Below are 20,322 nucleotides of genomic sequence, written 5' to 3'. Positions count from 1 at the left end.
GTTCCCAAACTCTATCAGTGTTTTTCCGGCCCTCTGACCACCGCCCTGCAAGCATGCAGAAGATGATCCGGAGTTAGGATCTGACAAGTTGGGTGCTGCCCGGCTGGGACGCTCGGTGGCGCCGCTCGGCCTCAAGCAGGAGTACGACTGTACAGGGGGCCGCGAAGAGGGTGCAAATCCGTTGGGCTGGTGGTCTAGACCACTTAGCGGTATCTTTCCTGCGGAACCCGTACTTCACATGCCATACGCTGCTGGACAGCGCCGTCCGGGACGAGCAATGACGGTGCATATACGCAGCTCCACCCCTGGGAGGCTTCCCATGACCACCGTGACGTCCCCTCTTGCTGGACGCGCCATCGGACTGGCCGCCGTGCCTGATCCGGTCTTCTCCGGGGCCATGGTCGGCCCTGGTACGGCGATCGATCCCGTGCGCGAACCGTCCGAGGCCGTCGCGCCCGTCGACGGTGTGATCGTTTCTCTCCACCCCCACGCCTTCGTCGTCGTGGACGAACAGGGGCACGGCGTGCTCGTCCACCTCGGCATCGACACCGTGCAGCTCAACGGTGAGGGTTTCGAGCTGCTGGTGAACAAGGGCGACACCGTCACGCGCGGTCAGGCGATCGTGCGCTGGAACCCGGCCGCCGTCGAGGCCGCCGGCAAGTCCGCGGTCTGCCCGGTCGTGGCTCTGGAGGCCACAGCCGAGGCCCTCTCCGAACTCCGTGAGGACGGCGACGTGAAGGTCGACGACAGTCTCTTCGTCTGGAAGTGACGTCAGCGCCGTCGTACGACGGCAAGTAGAGGCGACAACCATCGCGGCGGCGGGACCCGCCGCACTATCGGAGACGGGTGAGATGGAGACAACGCTGCGAGGCGTCGGCGTGAGCCACGGTGTGGCGATCGGCGAGGTTCGGCACATGGGAACGGCGGTGCTGGAGCCGCCTGCCAAGCAGATTCCGGCCGAGGACGCGGAGCGTGAACAGGGGCGCGCCCGCAAGGCCGTGGAGGCTGTGGCGGCCGACCTGATGGCGCGCGGCAATCTGGCGGGCGGTGAAGCTCAGGCGGTGCTCGAAGCGCAGGCCATGATGGCCCAGGACCCCGAGCTCATGGCAGACGTGGACCGGCGTATCGCCGTCGGCAGCACGGCCGAGCGCGCCGTGTACGACGCGTTCGCCGCGTACCGCGAGCTGCTGGCGGGCGCGGGTGAGTACCTGGCCGGTCGCGTCGCCGACCTCGACGACGTGCGGAATCGTATCGTCGCCCGTCTGCTCGGAGTGCCCATGCCGGGCGTCCCGGACAGCGACGAGCCTTATGTCCTGGTGGCGCGTGATCTCGCGCCTGCCGACACCGCTCTGCTGGACCCGACGCTCGTTCTGGGTTTCGTCACCGAGGAGGGTGGACCGACCAGCCACAGCGCGATTCTGGCGCGGGCGCTCGGTGTGCCGGCCGTTGTGGCGCTGCCGGGCGCCGGTGAGCTGGCCGAGGGCACGGTCATCGCTGTCGACGGCAGCACCGGTGACATCTTCGTGAACCCGAGCGATGAGAAGAAGGCCCAGTTGGAGGCCGCTGCCGCCGAACGGAAGGCCGCGCTCTCCGCATCGACGGGTCCGGGTGCCACCGCCGACGGCCACAAGGTGCCGCTGCTGGCCAACGTCGGTGGTCCGGCGGACGTGCCCGCCGCGGTCGAAGCGGGAGCCGAGGGCGTCGGTCTCTTCCGTACCGAGTTCCTCTTCCTCGACGACAGCAAGAACGCTCCGTCCGAGGAGAAGCAGGTCGAGGCATATCGCCAGGTCCTCGAGGCGTTCCCCGAGGGTCGTGTGGTCGTTCGTGTGCTGGACGCGGGCGCGGACAAGCCGCTGGACTTTCTGACGCCGTCCGACGAGCCGAACCCGGCGCTGGGTGTACGTGGACTGCGGACGCTGCTCGATCACCCTGACGTGCTTCGGACTCAGCTGACGGCGCTCGCGAAGGCCGCCGAGGGTCTGCCCGTCTACCTTGAGGTCATGGCCCCGATGGTGGCGGACCGCGCCGATGCCAAGGCGTTCGCCGACGCGTGCCGTGCGGCAGGGCTGCGGGCGAAGTTCGGCGCGATGGTGGAGATTCCCTCGGCCGCTCTGCGGGCGCGGTCGATCCTGCAGGAGGTCGAGTTCCTGTCGCTCGGGACCAACGACCTCGCGCAGTACACCTTCGCCGCCGACCGACAGGTGGGTGCCGTGTCGCGGCTGCAGGATCCGTGGCAGCCCGCGCTGCTCGACCTGGTCGCGCTGTCCGCCGAGGCGGCGAAGGCCGAGGGCAAGAGCTGTGGTGTCTGTGGTGAGGCCGCGTCCGACCCGCTGCTCGCCTGTGTGCTGACCGGTCTTGGGGTCACCTCGCTTTCCATGGGTGCGGCGTCGATTCCTTATGTCCGGGCGACGCTGGCGAAGTACACGCTGGCGCAGTGCGAGCGTGCTGCCGCCGCCGCGCGGGCCGCCGACAGTGCCGAGGACGCGCGCGATGCGGCCCAGGCGGTGTTGTCGGGCGAGTAGTCGGACCGGAGAGGCCGGCTGACGGTTCCTGGAGGGCGCTCCACCTGCGGGTGGAGCGCCCTCTTTGTGTTCAGTGACTGTGGCGCGACGTCTGTCCTTGCGGTCCGAGGTCGGGAGGCACGCAGTAGTCGACGTCCGATTCCGGGGAGATCAGGTCGCCGGAATCGATATCCGTGCAGTAGGCGTCGAAGACTTCTCCGGCGGTGAGGGGTTCGAGGCCGTCGCCGCGCAGCCGCCAGCCGTAGATGCGGTCGGTGGTCCCGGGGGCGCTGGTGCGCATGACGAGTCCGCCGGGGCTCTGGGTGGCGATGCCGAGTGCGAGGACCGTGGTGAATTCGAGGGCTTCGGCCTCGTCGAGTTGGACGGCCCCCTCGGTGTTCTCTTCGGAGTGGAGGACGGCGACGAGGGTTTCCGGGGTGCTGGTGACGCTGCAGACGAGGTGGTGTTCGCCCGGTAGGGCTGTGTCGAGGATCCGGACGAGGAGGTCGGAGGCGCGGGTGAAGGCCGCGCGGCCGATGTCCTCCCCGCAGGAACCGCAGGTGCCGAGGCGGGCGAGGAGAGTGGTCGCGTACTCCCAGGTGGCCTGGCGGACGGCTTCGTCAACGAGGGCGGGCACGAGGTCGGTGAGGGGCTGGCCCTCGTACGGGAGCGTCGGTCCGGTGTTGGCGAGTTCTGCCGTGAAGCGTGTTCGGCTCGACGGGATGTCCGGGTTGAGACCGGTCTCCTCGCAGAACTCTGCGTACTCCTGGGGGTCGAAGAGGGCGACGGTGGTGTGGCTGCCCTGTGAGGCGCGGATCCTCAGGAGGTCTTCGACCTGTTTCAGGTAGGTCGCGTGGTCGTCGAAGGTGAAGCTGCGGTAGCGCCGCATGGCGCGGAAGTCGTGTTCGTCGGTGAGCAGGCCGATGGTTCCGGCGATTTCGCGGCGCAGGACGCGTCGCATTGTCTGGTGGTCGGTGTGCGCCATGTTTCCCCCTGTGCGCAGTCGATCAATTCTCACTCACAGTAACCGTCGGCACTGACAATGAGGTCTGTGTGAGGTGCGCCCGGACCATTCGGTGCTGGATCACGCAGGTCAGGGCTATGGCTGCGCCGAAGGCGGCCCATCCTGCCGGGGCGGTGGCGATGGCCGCGGTGACTGCGAGTGGTCCGAAGGTGCGCTGCACGGACTGGGCCAGGCCGTGGACGCCGAGGTAGGTGCCCTGGGCGGTCTAGGGGGCGAGGGCGAGTTCCCGGGAGATGTGGAGTGCAGCATCTCGGCCATGGTGATGCCGCCCAGGGCGAAGGTGGCGGAGGGCGGGAGGAGGAGGTTCCGGGCAGCCGCTGCGGTGGTGCCGAATCGGGGCTTTGGTCGCTCGTGCCGAGGAGACCTAAGCGCTGCGCCGGAACGCTCTCGTACGGGAACTCGGCGATCGGGGCATCGAGGCGCACGGGGCGAGCGGGATGCATGTGGGGGTGCCCGTCCGGGACGCGTCGGCCGTGATGGCCGGGGCCAGGTTCCGGCTGTCGGCCGGTCCGGGCGGGCGGATCACGGCCGCTGAGCTGGAGCCGGCCGATACGGCGCGGCTGGCCTCGGACTTCGCCGGCGTGCTCGGTGAGTCCGAGGCCACCTACGGTGGATGACCCGCTCCGTCAGACGCGTTTGCGGGCCAGGTCCTCGTAGAAGTGGAGCAGTTCGAGGTTGTCGATGGAGCCCGGGTTGACCGCCTTCTCCAGAGGAGTGCCCTGGAGGAGGCGTTTGACGGGGACCTCGATGCGCTTCCCGGTGAGGGTGTGCGGGATGCCGGGGACCTCGATGACCTCGTCGGGGAGGTGGCGGGGTGAGAGGTTTTCGCGGATCGTCGCCTTGATGCGGTCGCGGAGTGCCTGGTCGAGGACGGCTCCCGGGGCCAGTTGCACGAACAGCGGCATCCAGTAGCCGCCGTCGGGCTGCTCGATACCGATGACCAGGGACTCCTTGATCTCGGGGAGTCGCTCCACGGCCTCGTAGATGTCGGCCGAACCCATGCGGACGCCCTGGCGGTTGAGCGTCGAGTCGGAGCGCCCGTGGATGACGACCGAGCCGCGCGAGGTGACGGTGATCCAGTCGCCGTGCCGCCACACTCCGGGATAGGTGTCGAAGTAGCTGTCGTGATAGCGGCTTCCGTCGGGGTCGTTCCAGAAGTGGATCGGCATCGACGGCATGGGGTTGGTGACGACGAGCTCGCCCACCTCGTCGATCAGGGGCTTGCCGCTCGGGTCCCAGGACTGCAGGTCGGTGCCCAGGCTCGGTGCCTGGAGCTCGCCGATGTACACGGGCAGGGTCGGTACGGCGCCCGCGAAGCACGAGCACACGTCCGTGCCCCCGCTGACGGAGGCGATCCACAGGTCCTCACGGACCTCGTCGTGCAGCCAGCGGAAGCCGTCGGGCGGAAGCGGTGAGCCGGTGGTGGCCACGCACCGCACCGTGGAGAGGTCGAAGTCGCGGCCCGGGTGCACGTCGGCCTTGCGGCAGGCCATGACGTACGCGGCCGAGGTGCCGTAGAGGGTGGCGCCCGTGCGTTCGGCGACCCGCCACTGGGCGCCCGTGTCGGGGTAGCCGGGGCTGCCGTCGTACAGGACGACGGTCGTGCCCGTGAGGAGGCCGGAGACGAGGAAGTTCCACATCATCCAGCCCGTGGAGGTGTACCAGAAGAAACGGTCCTCGGGGCCGAGGTCGCAGTGCAGGCCGAGCTGCTTGAGGTGCTCGACGAGGATGCCGCCCTGGGACTGGACAATCGCCTTCGGCAGGCCTGTCGTGCCCGAGGAGTAGAGCACCCACAGGGGGTGTGCGAAAGGCACCTGCTCGAAGACCGGCTCGATGTCGGCGCTCGTGAGGGCATCCCACTCCAGGGCGCCTTCAGGAACCTCGGTACCGAGCAGCGGGATGTGGACGACGGCGCGCAGGGAAGGCAGTTCGCGGCGGAGTTCGGCGACCGTCTCGCGGCGGTCGTGCGCCTTGCCGCCGTAGCGGTAGCCGTCGACGGTGAACAGGACCACCGGTTCGACCTGTTGGAAGCGGTCCAGGACGCTGCGGGCGCCGAAGTCGGGGGCGCAGGACGTCCAGACGGCGCCCACCGCGGCCGTGGCGAGCAGGGCGACGACGGCCTGCGGGATGTTCGGAAGGTAGCCACTGACGCGATCGCCGGGCCGGAGGCCGAGGGCGCGCAGCTCCGCGGCGAGGGAGCCGACCTGGCGGCTCAGCTCGGACCAGGTCACCGGGCGCGGCTCATGGGTCTCGTCGACGTGCAGGAGGGCGGGTTCGTCCCCGCGTGTCTCGGCCGCGCGCAGGGCGTGCTCGGCGTAGTTGAGGGTGGCTCCGGGGAACCACTCGGCGCCGGGCATCGAGCGGTCGCCCAGCACGCGCGCGTAGGGCGTCGAGAACCGTACGTCGAACCATTGGGTGACTGCTTCCCAGAACGGCTCCAGCTCGTCCACCGACCAGCGGTGGAGGGCTTCATAGCCTCCGTCGGCCGGGGCGCCGTGGTGTTCGGCCGCCCATGCCTGGAACCTGGTGACCTGGGACCGGGCGATGCGCTGCGGATCTGGCTGCCAGAGCGGCTGGGGATTCACGGTCGACATGGGGGCTCCCGGACTGTGCGCGTCGTGTGCGTCTCCCGCGCACGGGCCAGGGGTGTGCGCGTGACGCGGCTGACAGGGACGATGCCATGTGATCAACTTCTACGCCAGGGTGCGCCCCACACAGTCCGTGTCGTGAAGATGTGGCCCCGGCACGGGTGAACGCCAGTTGAACGACACGCGCGGGTGAACCAGTGAGTGGCAGGGTGAGCAGCATGAACGGTCGTGACCTGGTGCGTTCGGTGAAGGCGGTTGGTTCGGCGGGGGCGCCCCAGGGGTTGCGTACCGTGCGCGCCGCGTGGCGCAGGAGGCGCATCGACGCCGTCGGGCTGCCGGCACGGGGGGCAGAGCGGGCGCGGGTGCCGGGGCCGATGCGGGAGGTCGAGTCAGGTCCGGGCGGGGGCGTCATACGGTTCAACCGCTCCGAGCTGCGGATCGTCGTCGCGGTGAACGGGGCGGTCTTCTGGGGGTGGGACGGGGCCGAGCCGGAACCGTCGTACGCGCTGGTGGGCCGTTGCCCGGAGCCGGATCCCCGGGCGGTCCTGGAGCCGGACAAGGACGGCGGCTGGCGGGTCGTGGCCGAGCGGGCGACGGTCGTGGTGTCGCGGCACGGAGCGGTCGAGGTGCGTACGCCCGGCGGGGTGATCCTGCGCCGGGATCTGCCGCCCCGCTGGTGGGAGCCGGTGGGCGGCGGCGAGGCGCGCTGGATGCAGCGGTCGGAGGTGGCCGCCGACGCCCGGTTCTTCGGGCTGGGGGGACGGGCGTCGGGGCCTCGGTTGCGGGACGGGACGTACCGGCTGTGGAACACCGACCCGGGCCGGGCGTTCGGGCCGGGGGACGATCCGCTGTACGTCACGATGCCGGTGCAACTGGTGGTGGCCGACGCCGCCACCCATCTCGTGTTCCACGACACCTCGTGGGACGGCACCGTGACCCTGCGGGAGGGCGAGGAGGGCGCCGGTTCAGGACACGACCAAGTGGGGATGTCCGAGCTGCGGATGGCCGGCGGTCCGCTGCGCTGCTGGGTGATGGTGGGCACTCCCGCGCGCGTGCTGCTCGCCTGGGCCTCGCTGACCGGTGCGCCCGCGTTGCCGCCGTCCTGGGCGCTCGGTCATCATCACGCCCGCTGGGGCTTCGGCAGTGAGCAGGAGGTACGGCGGATCGTCGCCGGGTACCAGGAGCGGGCGCTGCCGCTCGATGCCGTCCATCTGGACATCGACCACTACGACGAGCACCAGGTGTTCACGGTCGACCAGGAGCGGTTTCCCAAGCTGCCGCAACTGGCCGAGGAACTGCTGCGGGACGGGATCCGGCTGGTGTCGATCGTCAACCCGGCGGTCAAGGCCGCGCCTGGCAACGCCGTCCATGACAGCGGGACGGTCGAGGACGCCTTCGTGCGGGACGCGTCGGGGCGGCTCGTGCAAGGGGTCGTGTGGCCCGGGGAGGCGGTCTATCCGGACTTCACGCACGCACGCGTGCGTGCGTGGTGGGGTCGCCTCTACCAGGAGAGGGTCACGGCGGGGTTCAAGGGCTTCTGGCACGACATGAACGAGCCCACGTCCTTCAACGCGTTCGGTGAGTCCACCCTGCCGCGTTCGGCCAGGCACTCCCTGGAGGACCGCAGCGGTGACCACCGGGAGGCGCACAACGTCTATGCGCTGTGCATGGCCCAGGCCGGGTACGAGGGTCTGCGCGACCTGGTGCCGGACGAGCGGCCCTTCCTGTTCTCGCGTTCCGGATGGGCCGGCATGCAGCGATACGGCGGCACCTGGTCCGGTGACGTGGCCACCGGCTGGCCGGGGCTGCGTGCTTCGCTGTCGCTCGTGATGGGGCTCGGGCTGTGCGGGGTGCCGTACTCGGGGCCCGACGTGGGCGGCTACGACGGGCACCCCTCGCCCGAGCTGTATCTGCGGTGGTTCCAACTCGGCGCCTACCTGCCGTTGTTCCGTACCCACGCGAGTCTGCGGGCAGGGCGCAGGGAGCCGTGGGAGTTCGGAGCCGAGGTGCTGGAGCACGCGCGCGTGGCGCTCGTGGAACGCCGGCGGCTGCTGCCGTACTTCATGACGCTCGCTCAGTTGGCCCGGCGTACCGGTGCGCCTTATGTCCGGCCCGTGTGGTGGTCCGCGCCCGAGGACCGTGCCCTGCGGGACTGCGAGGACGCCTTCTTGCTGGGTGACTGCCTGCTCGTGGCACCGGTGCTCGATCCGGGCAGTGACCGGCGCGCAGTTCAGCTGCCGCGGGGGCGCTGGTACGACACGGCCACGGAACAGGTCTATGAGGGGCCGGGACAGGTGCTCGTCGACGCCCCGCTGTCGCGGATTCCGGTACTCGCGCGCGCGGGCGCCGTCATTCCGGTGCGGGGGGACGACGGCGGTCTCGAACTGGAGGTGTGGGCGCCCGCCCGTGGGCGGAGCGGGGGCGGACTGGTCGTTGCGGACGCGGGCGACGGTTGGGACGAACCGGAGATCGAACGCTACGTCGCCCGCTGGGAGGGCCGGAAGGTGGTCGTTCAGCGGGAGGGCGAGGACGGCGTGAGCGAGCCGTCCCACCCGGTGCGGCTGCGCGGGCTGGGAGCGCGCTGAGGATCAGACGTAGCGGCCCTCGAACCAGGCCCGCACGGCCAGCGTGTGCAGCGGGAAGGCGAGCTCTTCCGGCCTGCGCAGGAGGTGCCAGCCCTCCGTCTCGTCGGTGGCGGCGGGCGCCGGGAGGCCGTCGGCGGGACGCTCCGGCAACACCCCGAACAGCAGCAGGTGCCCGTCGGGCGAGCTCAGCGCGTCGACGAGCCGTACGTCGCGGCTCGCCGCGTCGATGCCGGTCTCTTCCTTGAGTTCGCGGACCAGGGCGTGCCGCCAGTCCTCACGGTCGTCGAGGTAACCGCCGGGCAGCGCGATGCCTCCGCGCGCGGGGGCGATGGTTCGGGTGATGACGACCAGGGCGGTGCCCTGTGTGTCGTACACGGGCTGGAGTGCGACGGCGACCGGCAGGGGGTTGCGGTAGGCCACCGTGTTGCAGGCGGGACAGGTGCGGGGCCAGCCTGCGACGCCCTCTCCGTAGGGCGCTCCGCAGCTCGAACAGTGAGAGCCGGGCACGGAGTTGGGGGTGGAGTGCTGAGTTTCGGACACGCGGCGGACTGTATCTGATCATCGGGTAGTCCGGTTCCGTTGGGCCCTCTGCCTCTTTGCGGCCGCCCGTGCAACACTTCTGACGTCCCGTCAGATCCGGCCCGGGGAGGGGTCTTGCCGCACATACGCACACCTGTGGTCACCGGGTGGTTCGCCGGCGAGGGAGACGACTTCACGCTTCTCGGGACCCGCTGCTCCGCCTGCGCGTCGGTCTTCTTCCCGCGCGAGGACAGCCACTGCCGCAACCCCGGATGCGACAGTGGCGATCTGGCGGAGATTCCCCTTTCGCGGCGCGGTCGCGTCTGGTCGTACACGGACAGCCGGTACCGGCCTCCGTCACCGTATGTGACCGATCCGGAACTTCCGTGGGAGCCGTACACGTTGATCGCTGTGGAGCTGGCCGCCGAGCGGATCGTGGTGCTGGGGCAGGCGGTTCCCGGGGTGACCGTCGCCGACCTGGCGGTGGGCGCGGAGGTGGAGGTCGTCCCGGGTGTGCTCCATGAGGACGGCGAGACGGTCTGGACGACGTGGCACTGGCGGCCGAGGGGGGTGACGGCATGACAGGAGAGGTGGCGGTGCTCGGCGCGGGCATGCACCCATGGGGCAAATGGGGGCGCGGCTTCGTCGAGTACGGCGTGGCGGCCGCCCGCGCGGCGCTGGCCGACGCCGGCCTCGAGTGGCGGGACGTCGGCTCGATCGTCGGCGCGGACACCGTGCGGGGCGGTTATCCGGGCTATGTGGCAGGGGCGACCTTCGCCAAGGCGCTCGGCTGGCAGGGGGCCCGTGTCGCCAGCGTGTACGCGGCGTGCGCGTCCGGGGCGCAGGCGGTTGCCGCCGCGCGGGCACAGGTCCTCGCGGGACTGGCCGATGTAGTGCTCGTGGTGGGTGCCGATGCCGCGCCGAAAGGGTTCTTCCGCCCCGCGGGCGGCGACCGGCCCGACGATCCGGACTGGCTGCGCTTCCGGGTTCTCGGCGCGACCAACCCGACCTACTTCGGGCTGTACGCGCGGCGCCGCATGGCCGTGCACGGGGACACGGTGGAGGATTTCGCTCAGGTCAAGGTGAAGAACGCGGCCCTGGGGGCGCTGAATCCGTATGCGCGGTACCGCAAGCGGGTGAGCGCGGAAGAGGTCGCGGCCTCCGCCGTCGTGGCGGATCCGCTGCGACTGCTCGACATATGCGCCACCTCGGACGGCGGTGCGGCGCTCGTGCTCTCCAGCATGGAGTTCGCTCGGCGGAGGGGCGTGGTCGAGCCCGTGCGGATCCGGGCGGTGTCGACGGTGACGCCGACGTATCCGAACACGGTGCTGGACCTTCCGGACATCGCGACGGACTCCGCCGCCGCGGTCGAGCCCACCGCCGGGACGTTCCGCGCGTCGATCGCGCGCGCGGCCTACGAGGAGGCCGGCGTCGGGCCGGAGGAACTCTCCGTCGCCGAGGTCTACGACCTGTCCACGGCCCTGGAGTTGCAGTGGTACGAGGACCTCGGACTGTGCGGAGAGGGCGAGGGCGCGAAGCTCCTGCGCGAGGGGGCGACGGCACCGGGCGGACGCATACCCGTCAACACGAGCGGCGGACTCGCCTCCTTCGGCGAGGCGGTTCCGGCTCAGGCGATCGCCCAGGTGTGCGAGCTCACCTGGCAGTTGCGGGGCGACGCGGGTGCCCGGCAGGTCGAGCACGCACGCGTGGGGATCACCGCCAACCAGGGGCTGTTCGGACACGGGTCGGCGGTGATCGCCGTGAGGTGATCGGAGGGAAAGGGGGTTCTCATACGCTGCGTGAGCGCCCCGGAATCCTGCGTGAACGTCTCATGAACTGCGGTTGGGCGTGCGCGAATGACGCCATCATGCTCCCGTGCGCTCCTGGACGGACACTCTCCGCTTCGCCTTCCAACCGGTGGTCAATCTGGCCACCGGCGGAGTCGCAGGGCTGGAGATACTCGCCCGCCCGGAGACCGGCGACATCCTGGCGGAGGCCCGCCGCGACCCCGAAGTCGACGGTCGGCTCGTCGTGTTGGCGCTGCGGGCGGCGGTGCGCAGGGAAACCTTGCTGCCGCTGCACGTCAACGTGTTCGCGGGCACGCTCGCCGACCTCGGCGGCCTCACCCCGCTGCACCACGCCGTACGTGAGGCGGGACGGCTGCCGTGGGAGGTCACGATCGACGTGGGTCCGCCGTACACGCATGTACCGCATCAGGCGCTGCTGGAGGCTCTCGCCGAGCTGCGGGGACAGGGCTTCCGGATCAGCGCGGACGGTGTGGGGGACGGGGACGTACCACTGAGGCTGCTTGTCGACATGTCGCCCGATCTCGTGAAGCTCGACGCGTCGCTGCTGTTCCGGCCTTCGGCGGTACGGGCGATGCGGACCCTGTGCGACGAAGTCGGCGCGCTCCTCTGTGTCGAGGGAGTGGAGACGGAACTGCAGTACGGGGCCGCGCTGTCGGCCGGGGCGCAGCTGGCGCAGGGCACACTGTTCGCGCCGCCCTCCCGGCTTCCCGCGGCGGAGGTGTACGTTCCGCCCCCCTCCCCGTTTGACGCGCCGCCACCGCGGTCGGGTCCTTCGGTACGGGAGTTCGTGCGCCCCGCCGCGCTGTTGCCGGCCACCGCCTCCGCGGGTCAGGTGCGGGCGCTGCTGACCGGATCGCCCGACGTGTCGGGGGTTCTGCTCGTGGACAGGAACGGGGTGCCGTTCCGCTCGGTGCACCGCTCGCGTTTCCTGCTGTCGATGTCGGGCCGCTACGGACACGCCCTGTACGCCGAACGCCCCGCGGCGAAGCTCGGCGATCCACCGCGGACGGTGGGGATCGACGCCACCGCGTGGGAGGTACTGGACGTGGTCGCCGTGGGCGACCGGGACCGTACGTCGGACGACGTGGCCGTGGTCGACCGGCACGGCCGCTGCGTGGGGGCCGTACGGCTCGCGGATCTCGTACGGGCGCTGAGCGAGACCCGGGTGGAGGAGGCGGCCGGGCTCAATCCGCTGACCCGGCTGCCGGGTTCGGACGCGATCACGGGTGAGGTGGACCGTCGTATCGCGGCCGGGCGGACGTTCGCGCTGAGCTGGCTGGACGTCGACCAATTCAAGCAGGTCAACGACGGGGCCGGGTTCGCTGCGGGCGACGAACTCATCCGCGCGGTGGGACGCTTGCTGCAGCACGCGGCGACCGGCACCACGCGCGTGGGGCACATCGGCGGGGACGACTTCCTGGTGCTGGCGGACCCGGAGGAGCTCGCTCCGCTGGCCGCCGCCGTGCTGGACGCGCCCTGGGCCGCGGGCGGGCGGCCCGTGACCCTGTCCCTGGCCACGGTGGAGTGCCTGCCCGGCAGTGTGGCGGACCACAGGGAGGCGGCCGCGTGTCTGGCGCCGCTGAAGAAGGCCGCGAAGGCGCTCAGCGGGGCGAGTTGGGTCGTGGGGCGGGCAGGGCTGCCCGGGCACGAGATCCGGCGCTCAGCGGGCGCGGAGGCCGCTTCGACGGGGTACGCGGTGGCGGAGCCGGGGAGGGGCTGAAGCACGGCCGTGGGTGCCGTTCGGGCTCCGGCCGGTCCTGCCCGTTGGTCGAGGCGGTTCGGCCGCCCGTCCCAACCGTTGCCGTCGGCGACCTTGACGCCCCCCGGGGCCCGGTGAACACTTCCGGTGTCAGTCGACATCGCCGTACATTCTCGGCGTATCCAGGCACCACGCCGCGCGGGCCCCCACGAGCTCAGGCCCACTCCCCCACGGGCGATTCGGCTGCGACGGCACGCTCGTCGCGGACGCCGGGCGGGGCGCGGGATTCTCCTTGCCCTCGGCAGTTCGCCAAGGGAACCGCAACCCTGCACGGAGGACCGGGGCGGGAACGTCCCGGGCCAGGGCCTAGGAGCCGCCATGAGCAACGGAGACGTATTCCTCGGTGAGGTCATCGGTACGGCGATTCTGATCCTCTTCGGCGCCGGCGTGGTCGCCGCCGTCGTACTCAACTATTCCAAGGCGAAGGACTCCGGCTGGGTCGTCATCGCGTTCGGCTGGGGCTTCGGCGTGCTCGCCGGGGCGTACACCGCCGCACCGCTGTCCGGCGGGCATCTCAACCCCGCCGTGACCCTCGGGATCGCCATCGACACCGGGGACTGGGACCAGGTTCCCCTCTACATCGCCGGTCAGATGGTCGGCGCGATGCTCGGGGCGGTCCTGTGCTGGCTGGTCTACTTCGCTCAGTTCCAGGCCAACGCCGACGACGAGATCGCCCAGCCGACGCTCGGGATCTTCTCCACCGCGCCCGCGATCCGCAACCCCGTGGCGAACCTGGTCACGGAGATCATCGCGACGATCGGCCTGGTCCTGCCGATCCTGGCCTTCGGCCTCACCAAGGGACTCGGCGAGTCCGGCACCGCTGTCCTCGTCGTCGCCTTCCTGGTCGTCGGCATCGGTCTGTCACTCGGCGGGCCCACCGGATACGCCATCAACCCGGCCCGTGACCTGGGCCCGCGCATCGTCCACGCCCTGCTGCCGATTCCCCACAAGGGCACCTCGGACTGGAGTTACGCGTGGATCCCGGTGGTGGGACCGCTGATCGGCGGGGCGCTGGCCGGGGTGATCTTCAACGCAGCCTTCTGAACACAGCCCTTGTGAAACGCAGTCCTCGTGAGACGCAGCCCGTGAAACGCAGCCTTGTGCAGGAACCGACGAAGGGGACGTCATGACGGACAAGTTCGTCGCCGCTATCGACCAGGGCACCACCTCCAGCCGCTGCATCATCTTCAACCAGGACGGCGCGATCGTGGCCGTCGACCAGCGCGAGCACCGCCAGATCTTCCCCAAGCCCGGCTGGGTGGAGCACGACGCCACCGAGATCTGGTCCAAGGTGCAGGCCGTCGTCGCCGGGGCCATCGCCAAGGCCGGGCTGCGGGCCGACCAGCTCAGTGCGCTCGGCATCACCAACCAGCGCGAGACGACGGTCCTGTGGGACCGCGCGACGGGCAAGCCCGTGCACAACGCGATCGTGTGGCAGGACACCCGCACCGCGGCGCTGACCAGGCAACTCGGCGGCTCCGACGGACAGGACCGTTTCCGCGAACAGACCGGGCTGCCGCTGGCCACCTATTTCTCGGGACCGAAGGCGGCCTGGCTGCTGGACAACGTGCCGGGGCTGCGCGCACGCGCCGAGAACGGTGACATCGCCTTCGGCACCATCGACTCCTGGCTGATCTGGAACCTCACCGGTGGCACGGACGGCGGGCGGCACGTCACCGACGTGACCAACGCCGGACGGACCATGCTGATGAACCTCGAGACCCTCCAGTGGGATCAGTCCATCCTGTCCGCGATGAACGTGCCGGACGCCGTGCTGCCCGAGATCAGGTCGTCCGCCGAGGTCTACGGCACCGCGGTCGGCCAACTGGCGGGCGTGCCCGTGGCGTCCGCGCTGGGCGACCAGCAGGCCGCGGTGTTCGGGCAGGCCTGCTACGACGTGGGCACGGCGAAGAACACGTACGGCACGGGCTCCTTCCTGTTGCTCAACACGGGCAATCGGCCGGTCCCTTCGAAGAACGGGCTGCTGACGACGATGGGCTACAAGATCGGCGGTGAGGCGCCGGTGTACTGCCTGGAGGGGTCGATTGCCATCACGGGCGCCCTGGTCCAGTGGTTCCGCGATCAGCTCGGCATCATCCGTACCGCCGACGAGATCGAACCCCTGGCGGCGAGTGTCGAGGACAATGGCGGCGCGTACATCGTGCCCGCCTTCTCCGGCCTGTTCGCGCCCTATTGGCGCTCCGACGCGCGCGGTGTCGTCACGGGTCTCACGCGGTACGTCACCAAGGCGCACCTCGCGCGCGCGGTGCTCGAAGCGACGAGCTGGCAGACGCGCGAGGTCGTGGACGCCATGTACCAGGACTCCGGAGTGCAGATCACCACCCTGAAGGTGGACGGCGGCATGACCAAGAACAACCTGCTCATGCAGCACCAGGCCGATGTGCTCGACGTGCCGGTGGTCCGGCCGAAGGTCTCCGAGACCACGTGCCTGGGTGCCGCGTACGCGGCCGGGCTCGCCACAGGCGTGTGGAACGACCTCGACGAGCTGAAGTCCCACTGGCAGAAGGACGTCGAGTGGGCGCCGAACATGGAGGCGTCCGTCCGGGACCGCCAGTACCACAACTGGCGCAAGGCCGTGGAGAAGAGCTTCGGCTGGGAAGAGGACGGCGAGAACTAGGCACGCGCGCGTGGTGCCGAAAAGCCGCGACCCGTACCCCTGTCGGCGGGGGTACGGGCCGCACCCGTGTCTCAGGTGGTGACGCTCTGACGGCGCCGCGCCGAGTACGCCATGGCGTGCTGGACGACGCCCACGAGGACGTCCTTGACCGACTGCTTGTGCCGCGCGTCGCACAGCACGATCGGTACGTCCTCGTCGAGGTCGAGAGCCTGGCGTACATCCTCCTCCGGGTAACGGATCGCTCCGTCGAAGCAGTTGACGCCGACGAGGAAGGGTATGGAGCGCCGCTCGAAGTAGTCGACGGCCGCGAAGCAGTCCTCCAGGCGGCGGGTGTCGGCCAGCACGACGGCTCCGAGGGCACCTTCGGAGAGCTCGTCCCACATGAACCAGAACCGTTCCTGCCCGGGTGTGCCGAACAGGTACAGCACCAGGTCCTCGCGCAGGGTGATGCGTCCGAAGTCCATGGCGACAGTGGTGGTGCGCTTGCCCTCGACACCGCTGGTGTCGTCGACCGGGCGCCCTGCCTCGGTCAGAAGTTCCTCGGTGCGCAGCGGCCTGATCTCGCTGACCGCGCCCACGAACGTGGTCTTGCCCACGCCGAAGCCGCCGGCCACCAGGATCTTGAGCGTGACGGGCTCGACCGGGGGCTTGCCGCGCTCAGAACGCCCGAAGATCATTGGTCTCTTCTCCTGCTTGCTGGGGGTGTTGGGTCGACGGCGGGCCATAGCCTCCGCCGCCGGGGGTCTCGATGACGAGTACGTCGCCGGGGCCGACGTCCGCCGAGTCACGACCGGCGAGTTCGGTGACCGTACCGTCCGCGTGCTCCACGCGGTTGGCGCCCAGCGCACCGGGCTCGCCGCCCGCCATGCCGTACGGGGGCACCCTACGGTGCTGGGACAGGGTGGAGACCGTCATGGGCTCGCGGAACCGGATGCGGCGTACGGCACCGTCTCCGCCGTGCCACTTTCCGGCGCCGCCGCTGCCGGGCCGCAGCGCGAACTCGTCGAGCCGTACGGGCAGTCGCCACTCCAGGACCTCGGGGTCCGTGAGCCGCGAGTTGGTCATGTGGGTCTGGACCGCTGGTGCGCCGGGGAAGCCTTCGCCCGCGCCGGACCCGGAGGCCACCGTCTCGTAGTACTGGTGGCGTTCGTTGCCGAAGGTGACGTTGTTCATGGTGCCGGAGCCCTCGGCCTGGACACCGAGCGCCGCATACAGGGCGCCCGTGATCGCCTGCGAGGTCTCCACGTTGCCCGCGACGACGGCGGCCGGCGGTTCGGGCGCCAGCATGGAGCCGGGCGGTACGACGATGTCCAGCGGGCGCAGACAGCCGTCGTTGAGCGGGATGTCGTCGTCGACGAGCGTCCGGAACACGTACAGGACAGCCGCGTTGACCACTGCGAAAGGCGCGTTGAAGTTGGTGGTCAGCTGGGCGGACGTCCCGGTGAAGTCGACGGTGGCGGAGCGGCTTTCGCGGTCCACGCGCACGCGTACGTGGATGACGGCGCCCGAGTCGGTCTCGTAGGCGTACTCGCCGTCGTCCAGGGCGTCGATCACCCGGCGCACGGCCTCTTCGGCGTTGTCCTGGACGTGCTTCATGTACGCCTGCACGACGTCGAGACCGAAGTTCTCGATCATGCGGCCGACTTCGTCGACGCCCTTGCGGTTGGCGGCGATCTGGGCGCGGAGGTCGGCGAGGTTTGTCTTCGGATTGCGGGAGGGGTACGGCGCCTCGGTGAGCAGGCGGAGGGTCTCCTCCTCGCGGAAGCGGCCGTTCTCCGCGAGGAGCCAGTTGTCGAAGAGGACGCCCTCCTCCTCGATGGTGCTGCTGTTGGCGGGCATGGAGCCGGGGGCGATGCCGCCGATCTCGGCGTGATGGCCGCGGGAAGCGACGTAGAAGAGGATCCTTTGATCACTCTCCGTGGCGCTCACGTCGAACACCGGGGTGATCACGGTGACGTCCGGCAGATGGGTGCCGCCGTGGTACGGGTCGTTGACCGCGTAGGTGTCACCGGGGTTCATGGACGGGCCGCGCCTGCGGATGACCTCCTGGACGCTGGTACCCATCGAGCCCAGGTGGACGGGGATGTGTGGGGCGTTGGCCACCAGGTTTCCGTCCGGGTCGAAGAGCGCGCAGGAGAAGTCCAGGCGTTCTTTGATGTTGACGGACTGGGCCGTGGACTCCAGGCGCGCGCCCATCTGTTCGGCGATGGACATGAAGAGGTTGTTGAAGACCTCGAGCAGAACCGGGTCGGCTTGCGTGTCGAGATCGGAACTCTCCGTAATCGTCACGCGTTCCATGACCAGATGCCCGTCGTCGGTCGTCGCGGCCTGCCAGCCGTCGTCGACGACGGTCGTCGCACTGGTCTCGGTGATGATCGCGGGGCCGGTGACGGACTCGCCGGGAGGCAGGTCCTCGCGGCGGTGGAGGGGGACGTCGCGCCAGGCGCCGGCCGTGTGGAGGCGGACGGTGCCGGGGGCGGTCGGGCTGCCCTGGTAGACGGCCAGGGCGGAGAGATCGGGGGGTTCGGTGATGCCGGTGGCTTCGACGGAGAGGGCTTCGACGACGAGCGGGCGGTCGAGGGTGAAGGAGTACGTGGCGCGATGACGTTCCTCGAAGGCGTGCCTCATCGCGGCCGGCTCGGTCAGCTCGACGATGAGGGGGGTGTCGGTGCCGTCGTAGCGGAGCTGGGCGCGGCGGGTGACCTGGATACGGTTCTCGGGGACGTCCTCGGCGCGGAGTTCACCGCGGGCGGCGCTCTCCAGGTCGTCGGCGGTCTTGAGGACGCCGGACATGGCGGCGGGCTCCAGGGGGGCCTCGACGGACTGTTCACGCATGGCCGTGGTGTCGGCGAGTCCGATGCCGAGCGCGGAGAGGACACCGGCCATGGGCGGCACCAGGACCGTGCGCATGCCGAGCGAGTCGGCGACCATGCACGCGTGCTGGCCGCCCGCCCCGCCGAAGGTGGTCAGGGCGTAGCGGGTGACGTCGTGGCCCTTCTGGACGGAAATCCGCTTGACGGCGTTGGCGATGTTGGCGACGGCGATCTGGAGGTACCCCTCGGCGACCTGTTCGGGAGTGCGGTCGTCACCGGTCCGCTCGCGGATCTCGCGTGCGAGGGCGGTGAAGCGGTCGCGGACGAGTCCGGCGTCGAGGGGCTGGTCGCCGTCCGGGCCGAACACGCTGGGGAAGTGGTCGGGTTGGATGCGGCCGAGCATCACGTTGGCGTCGGTGACGGCGAGCGGGCCGCCGCCCCGGTAGCAGGCGGGGCCCGGGTCCGCGCCCGCCGAGTCCGGCCCCACGCGGTAGCGGGATCCGTCGAAGTGCAGTACCGAGCCGCCGCCGGCCGCGACGGTGTGGATGTCCAGCATGGGGGCGCGCAGCCGGACACCGGCGATCTGGGTGGTGAAGACACGTTCGTACTCGCCCGCGAAGTGCGAGACGTCGGTGGAGGTGCCGCCCATGTCGAAGCCGATGACCCGCTCGAAACCGGCCAGTTGGGACATGCGGGCCATCCCGACGATGCCCCCGGCGGGGCCGGAGAGGATGGCGTCCTTGCCGCGGAACTGCCGGGCTTCGGCGAGGCCGCCGTTCGACTGCATGAACATGAGCCGCACGCCTTCGAGTTCGTCGGCGACGTGGCGGACGTATCGGCGCAGCACCGGCGACAGGTAGGCGTCGACGACGGCGGTGTCCCCGCGCGGGACGAGCTTCATCAGCGGGCTGACCTCGCTGGAGAGCGAGATCTGCGGAAAGCCGATGCGGGCGGCGAGCTGTCCGATCGCCTGCTCGTGAGCGGGGTGGAGGTGGCTGTGCAGGCAGACCACTGCAACGGCCCGGATCCCGTCGTCGTACGCCTCCTGCAGGGGACCGGCGAGGGTGTCCAGGTCGAGGGCGCGCAGCACCGTGCCGTCGGCGGCGACGCGCTCGTCGGCCTCCACGACCCGCTCGTGGAGGAGCTCGGGGAGTTCGATGCGGCGCGCGAAGATGCGGGGGCGGTTCTGGTAGGCGATGCGCAGGGCGTCGCGGAAGCCTCGGGTGATGACGAGGAGGGTGCGCTCCCCCTTGCGTTCCAGCAGGGCGTTGGTGGCGACGGTGGTGCCCATGCGGACGGCGTCGACGGGTTCCCCGGAGCCGTCCAGGAGCATCCTGACCCCGGCGACCGCGGCGTCGGCGTAGCGGGCCGGGTTCTCCGACAGCAGCTTGTGGGTGAGCAGGCGGCCGTCCGGGCGTCGCGCGACGATGTCGGTGAAGGTGCCGCCTCGGTCGACCCAGAACTGCCAGCCTGTCGTCACGTCGGTCTCCCCGATCGCACTGCTCGCAACCGTGTCCGCGGACTGGTGGGCGGCCGTCCGCGGATGGTCGTCGACGATCAGTCAGATCATATCGGCAGGGGTGTGCCGGCGCCCGCCGCGGACCGGTGGGGACTCCCGGCTCGGGTCCCTGGCACGTACTCGGTGTTCACCGAGGTCAGGCGGCCCCCGGGCGGGCGGGCCAGTCGGTCACAGGGCTCTGAGGCCGTTGATCACGTCGCGCAGAATGCTCTCGTCCGGGAGCTCGGCGGGCGGCACCGGCCGGTTCACGTGGACCCACTCCGAGGCCACGAGGTCGCCTATGAGGACCCGTACGACCCCGATGGGCAGGTCGAGTTCGGAGGACAGCTCGGCGACCGACTGGGGGGTGTCCCGGCACAGGTCGACGATGTCCACGTGCTCGGGGGACAGCGAGTGGTCCCCTTCGGGATCGTCCGTATGGGATTCGGCCACCACGACCGCGATGAGGTCGAGACGGTGCTGCCCGGCACTCGTGGTGCGGCCGCGTGTCATGGCGTACGGACGGACCACCGGTCCGGCCTCGTCGTCGAACCAGTGGCTTCTTCCCTGACCGTCTGTGCTCATGCCA

General features: G+C 70.3%; 15 protein-coding genes. 9 read left to right on the top strand and 6 right to left on the bottom strand.

The genetic code is table 11. From position 1 onward, the window contains the following. Positions 1-319 precede the first annotated feature (319 nt). Complete coding sequence (locus AQJ46_RS26990) at positions 320-769, top strand: PTS sugar transporter subunit IIA (protein WP_059208033.1); 450 nt, start codon at positions 320-322, stop codon at positions 767-769. A gap of 82 nt (positions 770-851) precedes the next feature. After that, positions 852-2,522 carry a phosphoenolpyruvate--protein phosphotransferase gene (ptsP, locus tag AQJ46_RS26985; RefSeq protein ID WP_057614074.1) on the top strand — a complete coding sequence of 557 codons (1,671 nt, stop codon included), beginning with the start codon at positions 852-854 and terminating at the stop codon, positions 2,520-2,522. A 70-nt stretch (positions 2,523-2,592) separates the two neighbouring features. On the opposite strand, the gene AQJ46_RS26980 is transcribed toward ptsP, so the two are convergent. Then, positions 2,593-3,486, bottom strand: a complete 894-nt coding sequence (locus tag AQJ46_RS26980) for a hypothetical protein (RefSeq protein ID WP_059208032.1) — start codon at positions 3,484-3,486, stop codon at positions 2,593-2,595. A 476-nt stretch (positions 3,487-3,962) separates the two neighbouring features. Between AQJ46_RS26980 and AQJ46_RS56575 the strand changes: the two genes are divergently transcribed. After that, entirely contained in the window at positions 3,963-4,142 is a 180-nt protein-coding gene (locus AQJ46_RS56575) for a hypothetical protein (protein ID WP_059208031.1), read from the top strand. A 9-nt stretch (positions 4,143-4,151) separates the two neighbouring features. On the opposite strand, the gene AQJ46_RS26970 is transcribed toward AQJ46_RS56575, so the two are convergent. Then, complete coding sequence (locus AQJ46_RS26970; protein ID WP_059208030.1) at positions 4,152-6,119, bottom strand: acetoacetate--CoA ligase; 1,968 nt, start codon at positions 6,117-6,119, stop codon at positions 4,152-4,154. A 212-nt stretch (positions 6,120-6,331) separates the two neighbouring features. Between AQJ46_RS26970 and AQJ46_RS26965 the strand changes: the two genes are divergently transcribed. Continuing rightward, positions 6,332-8,698 (top strand): glycoside hydrolase family 31 protein, encoded by a 2,367-nt coding sequence (locus tag AQJ46_RS26965; RefSeq protein ID WP_059208029.1) that lies wholly within the window; start codon positions 6,332-6,334, stop codon positions 8,696-8,698. A 3-nt stretch (positions 8,699-8,701) separates the two neighbouring features. Here AQJ46_RS26965 and AQJ46_RS26960 read toward each other — a convergent pair whose 3' ends face one another. Further along, positions 8,702-9,238 (bottom strand): NUDIX domain-containing protein, encoded by a 537-nt coding sequence (locus tag AQJ46_RS26960; RefSeq protein ID WP_059208028.1) that lies wholly within the window; start codon positions 9,236-9,238, stop codon positions 8,702-8,704. 135 nt (positions 9,239-9,373) lie between these two features. On the opposite strand from AQJ46_RS26960, the gene AQJ46_RS26955 reads away from it, so the two are divergent. From AQJ46_RS26955 to glpK, 5 genes are all read left to right on the top strand, one after another. Then, a complete protein-coding gene (locus tag AQJ46_RS26955) occupies positions 9,374-9,799 on the top strand; it encodes a Zn-ribbon domain-containing OB-fold protein (RefSeq protein ID WP_059208027.1) in 426 nt (141 codons plus the stop codon). Further along, the gene (locus AQJ46_RS26950) at positions 9,796-10,986 is read left to right on the top strand and encodes a lipid-transfer protein (RefSeq protein WP_059208058.1); all 1,191 of its coding nucleotides are present in this window, start codon (positions 9,796-9,798) and stop codon (positions 10,984-10,986) included. The genes AQJ46_RS26955 and AQJ46_RS26950 overlap by 4 nt, the downstream gene beginning before the upstream one ends. A 106-nt stretch (positions 10,987-11,092) precedes the next feature. Beyond that, complete coding sequence (locus AQJ46_RS26945; protein ID WP_059208026.1) at positions 11,093-12,745, top strand: GGDEF domain-containing protein; 1,653 nt, start codon at positions 11,093-11,095, stop codon at positions 12,743-12,745. Positions 12,746-13,102: 357 nt separating this feature from the next. Beyond that, positions 13,103-13,828: an MIP/aquaporin family protein gene (locus tag AQJ46_RS26940; RefSeq protein ID WP_059208025.1), complete on the top strand. Its 726-nt coding sequence runs from the start codon at positions 13,103-13,105 to the stop codon at positions 13,826-13,828. An 82-nt stretch (positions 13,829-13,910) separates the two neighbouring features. Continuing rightward, positions 13,911-15,422 carry a glycerol kinase GlpK gene (gene glpK / locus AQJ46_RS26935; protein ID WP_059208024.1) on the top strand — a complete coding sequence of 504 codons (1,512 nt, stop codon included), beginning with the start codon at positions 13,911-13,913 and terminating at the stop codon, positions 15,420-15,422. A gap of 71 nt (positions 15,423-15,493) precedes the next feature. On the opposite strand, the gene AQJ46_RS26930 is transcribed toward glpK, so the two are convergent. The 3 genes from AQJ46_RS26930 to AQJ46_RS26920 all read right to left on the bottom strand — a co-directional run bounded on the left by AQJ46_RS26930 (position 15,494) and on the right by AQJ46_RS26920 (position 20,318). Beyond that, entirely contained in the window at positions 15,494-16,099 is a 606-nt protein-coding gene (locus AQJ46_RS26930) for a GTP-binding protein (protein ID WP_057614083.1), read from the bottom strand. Beyond that, entirely contained in the window at positions 16,080-19,715 is a 3,636-nt protein-coding gene (locus AQJ46_RS26925) for a hydantoinase B/oxoprolinase family protein (RefSeq protein WP_059208023.1), read from the bottom strand. The genes AQJ46_RS26930 and AQJ46_RS26925 overlap by 20 nt, the downstream gene beginning before the upstream one ends. A gap of 207 nt (positions 19,716-19,922) precedes the next feature. Next, entirely contained in the window at positions 19,923-20,318 is a 396-nt protein-coding gene (locus AQJ46_RS26920) for a DUF742 domain-containing protein (protein ID WP_057614085.1), read from the bottom strand. Positions 20,319-20,322: the final 4 nt, after the last annotated feature.

The sequence above is a fragment of the Streptomyces canus genome, from assembly GCF_001514145.1.
GTDB lineage: Bacteria > Actinomycetota > Actinomycetes > Streptomycetales > Streptomycetaceae > Streptomyces > Streptomyces canus.
The sequence above is the reverse complement of the archived record's forward strand: the minus strand, read 5'-3'. Positions and strand labels throughout refer to the sequence as shown.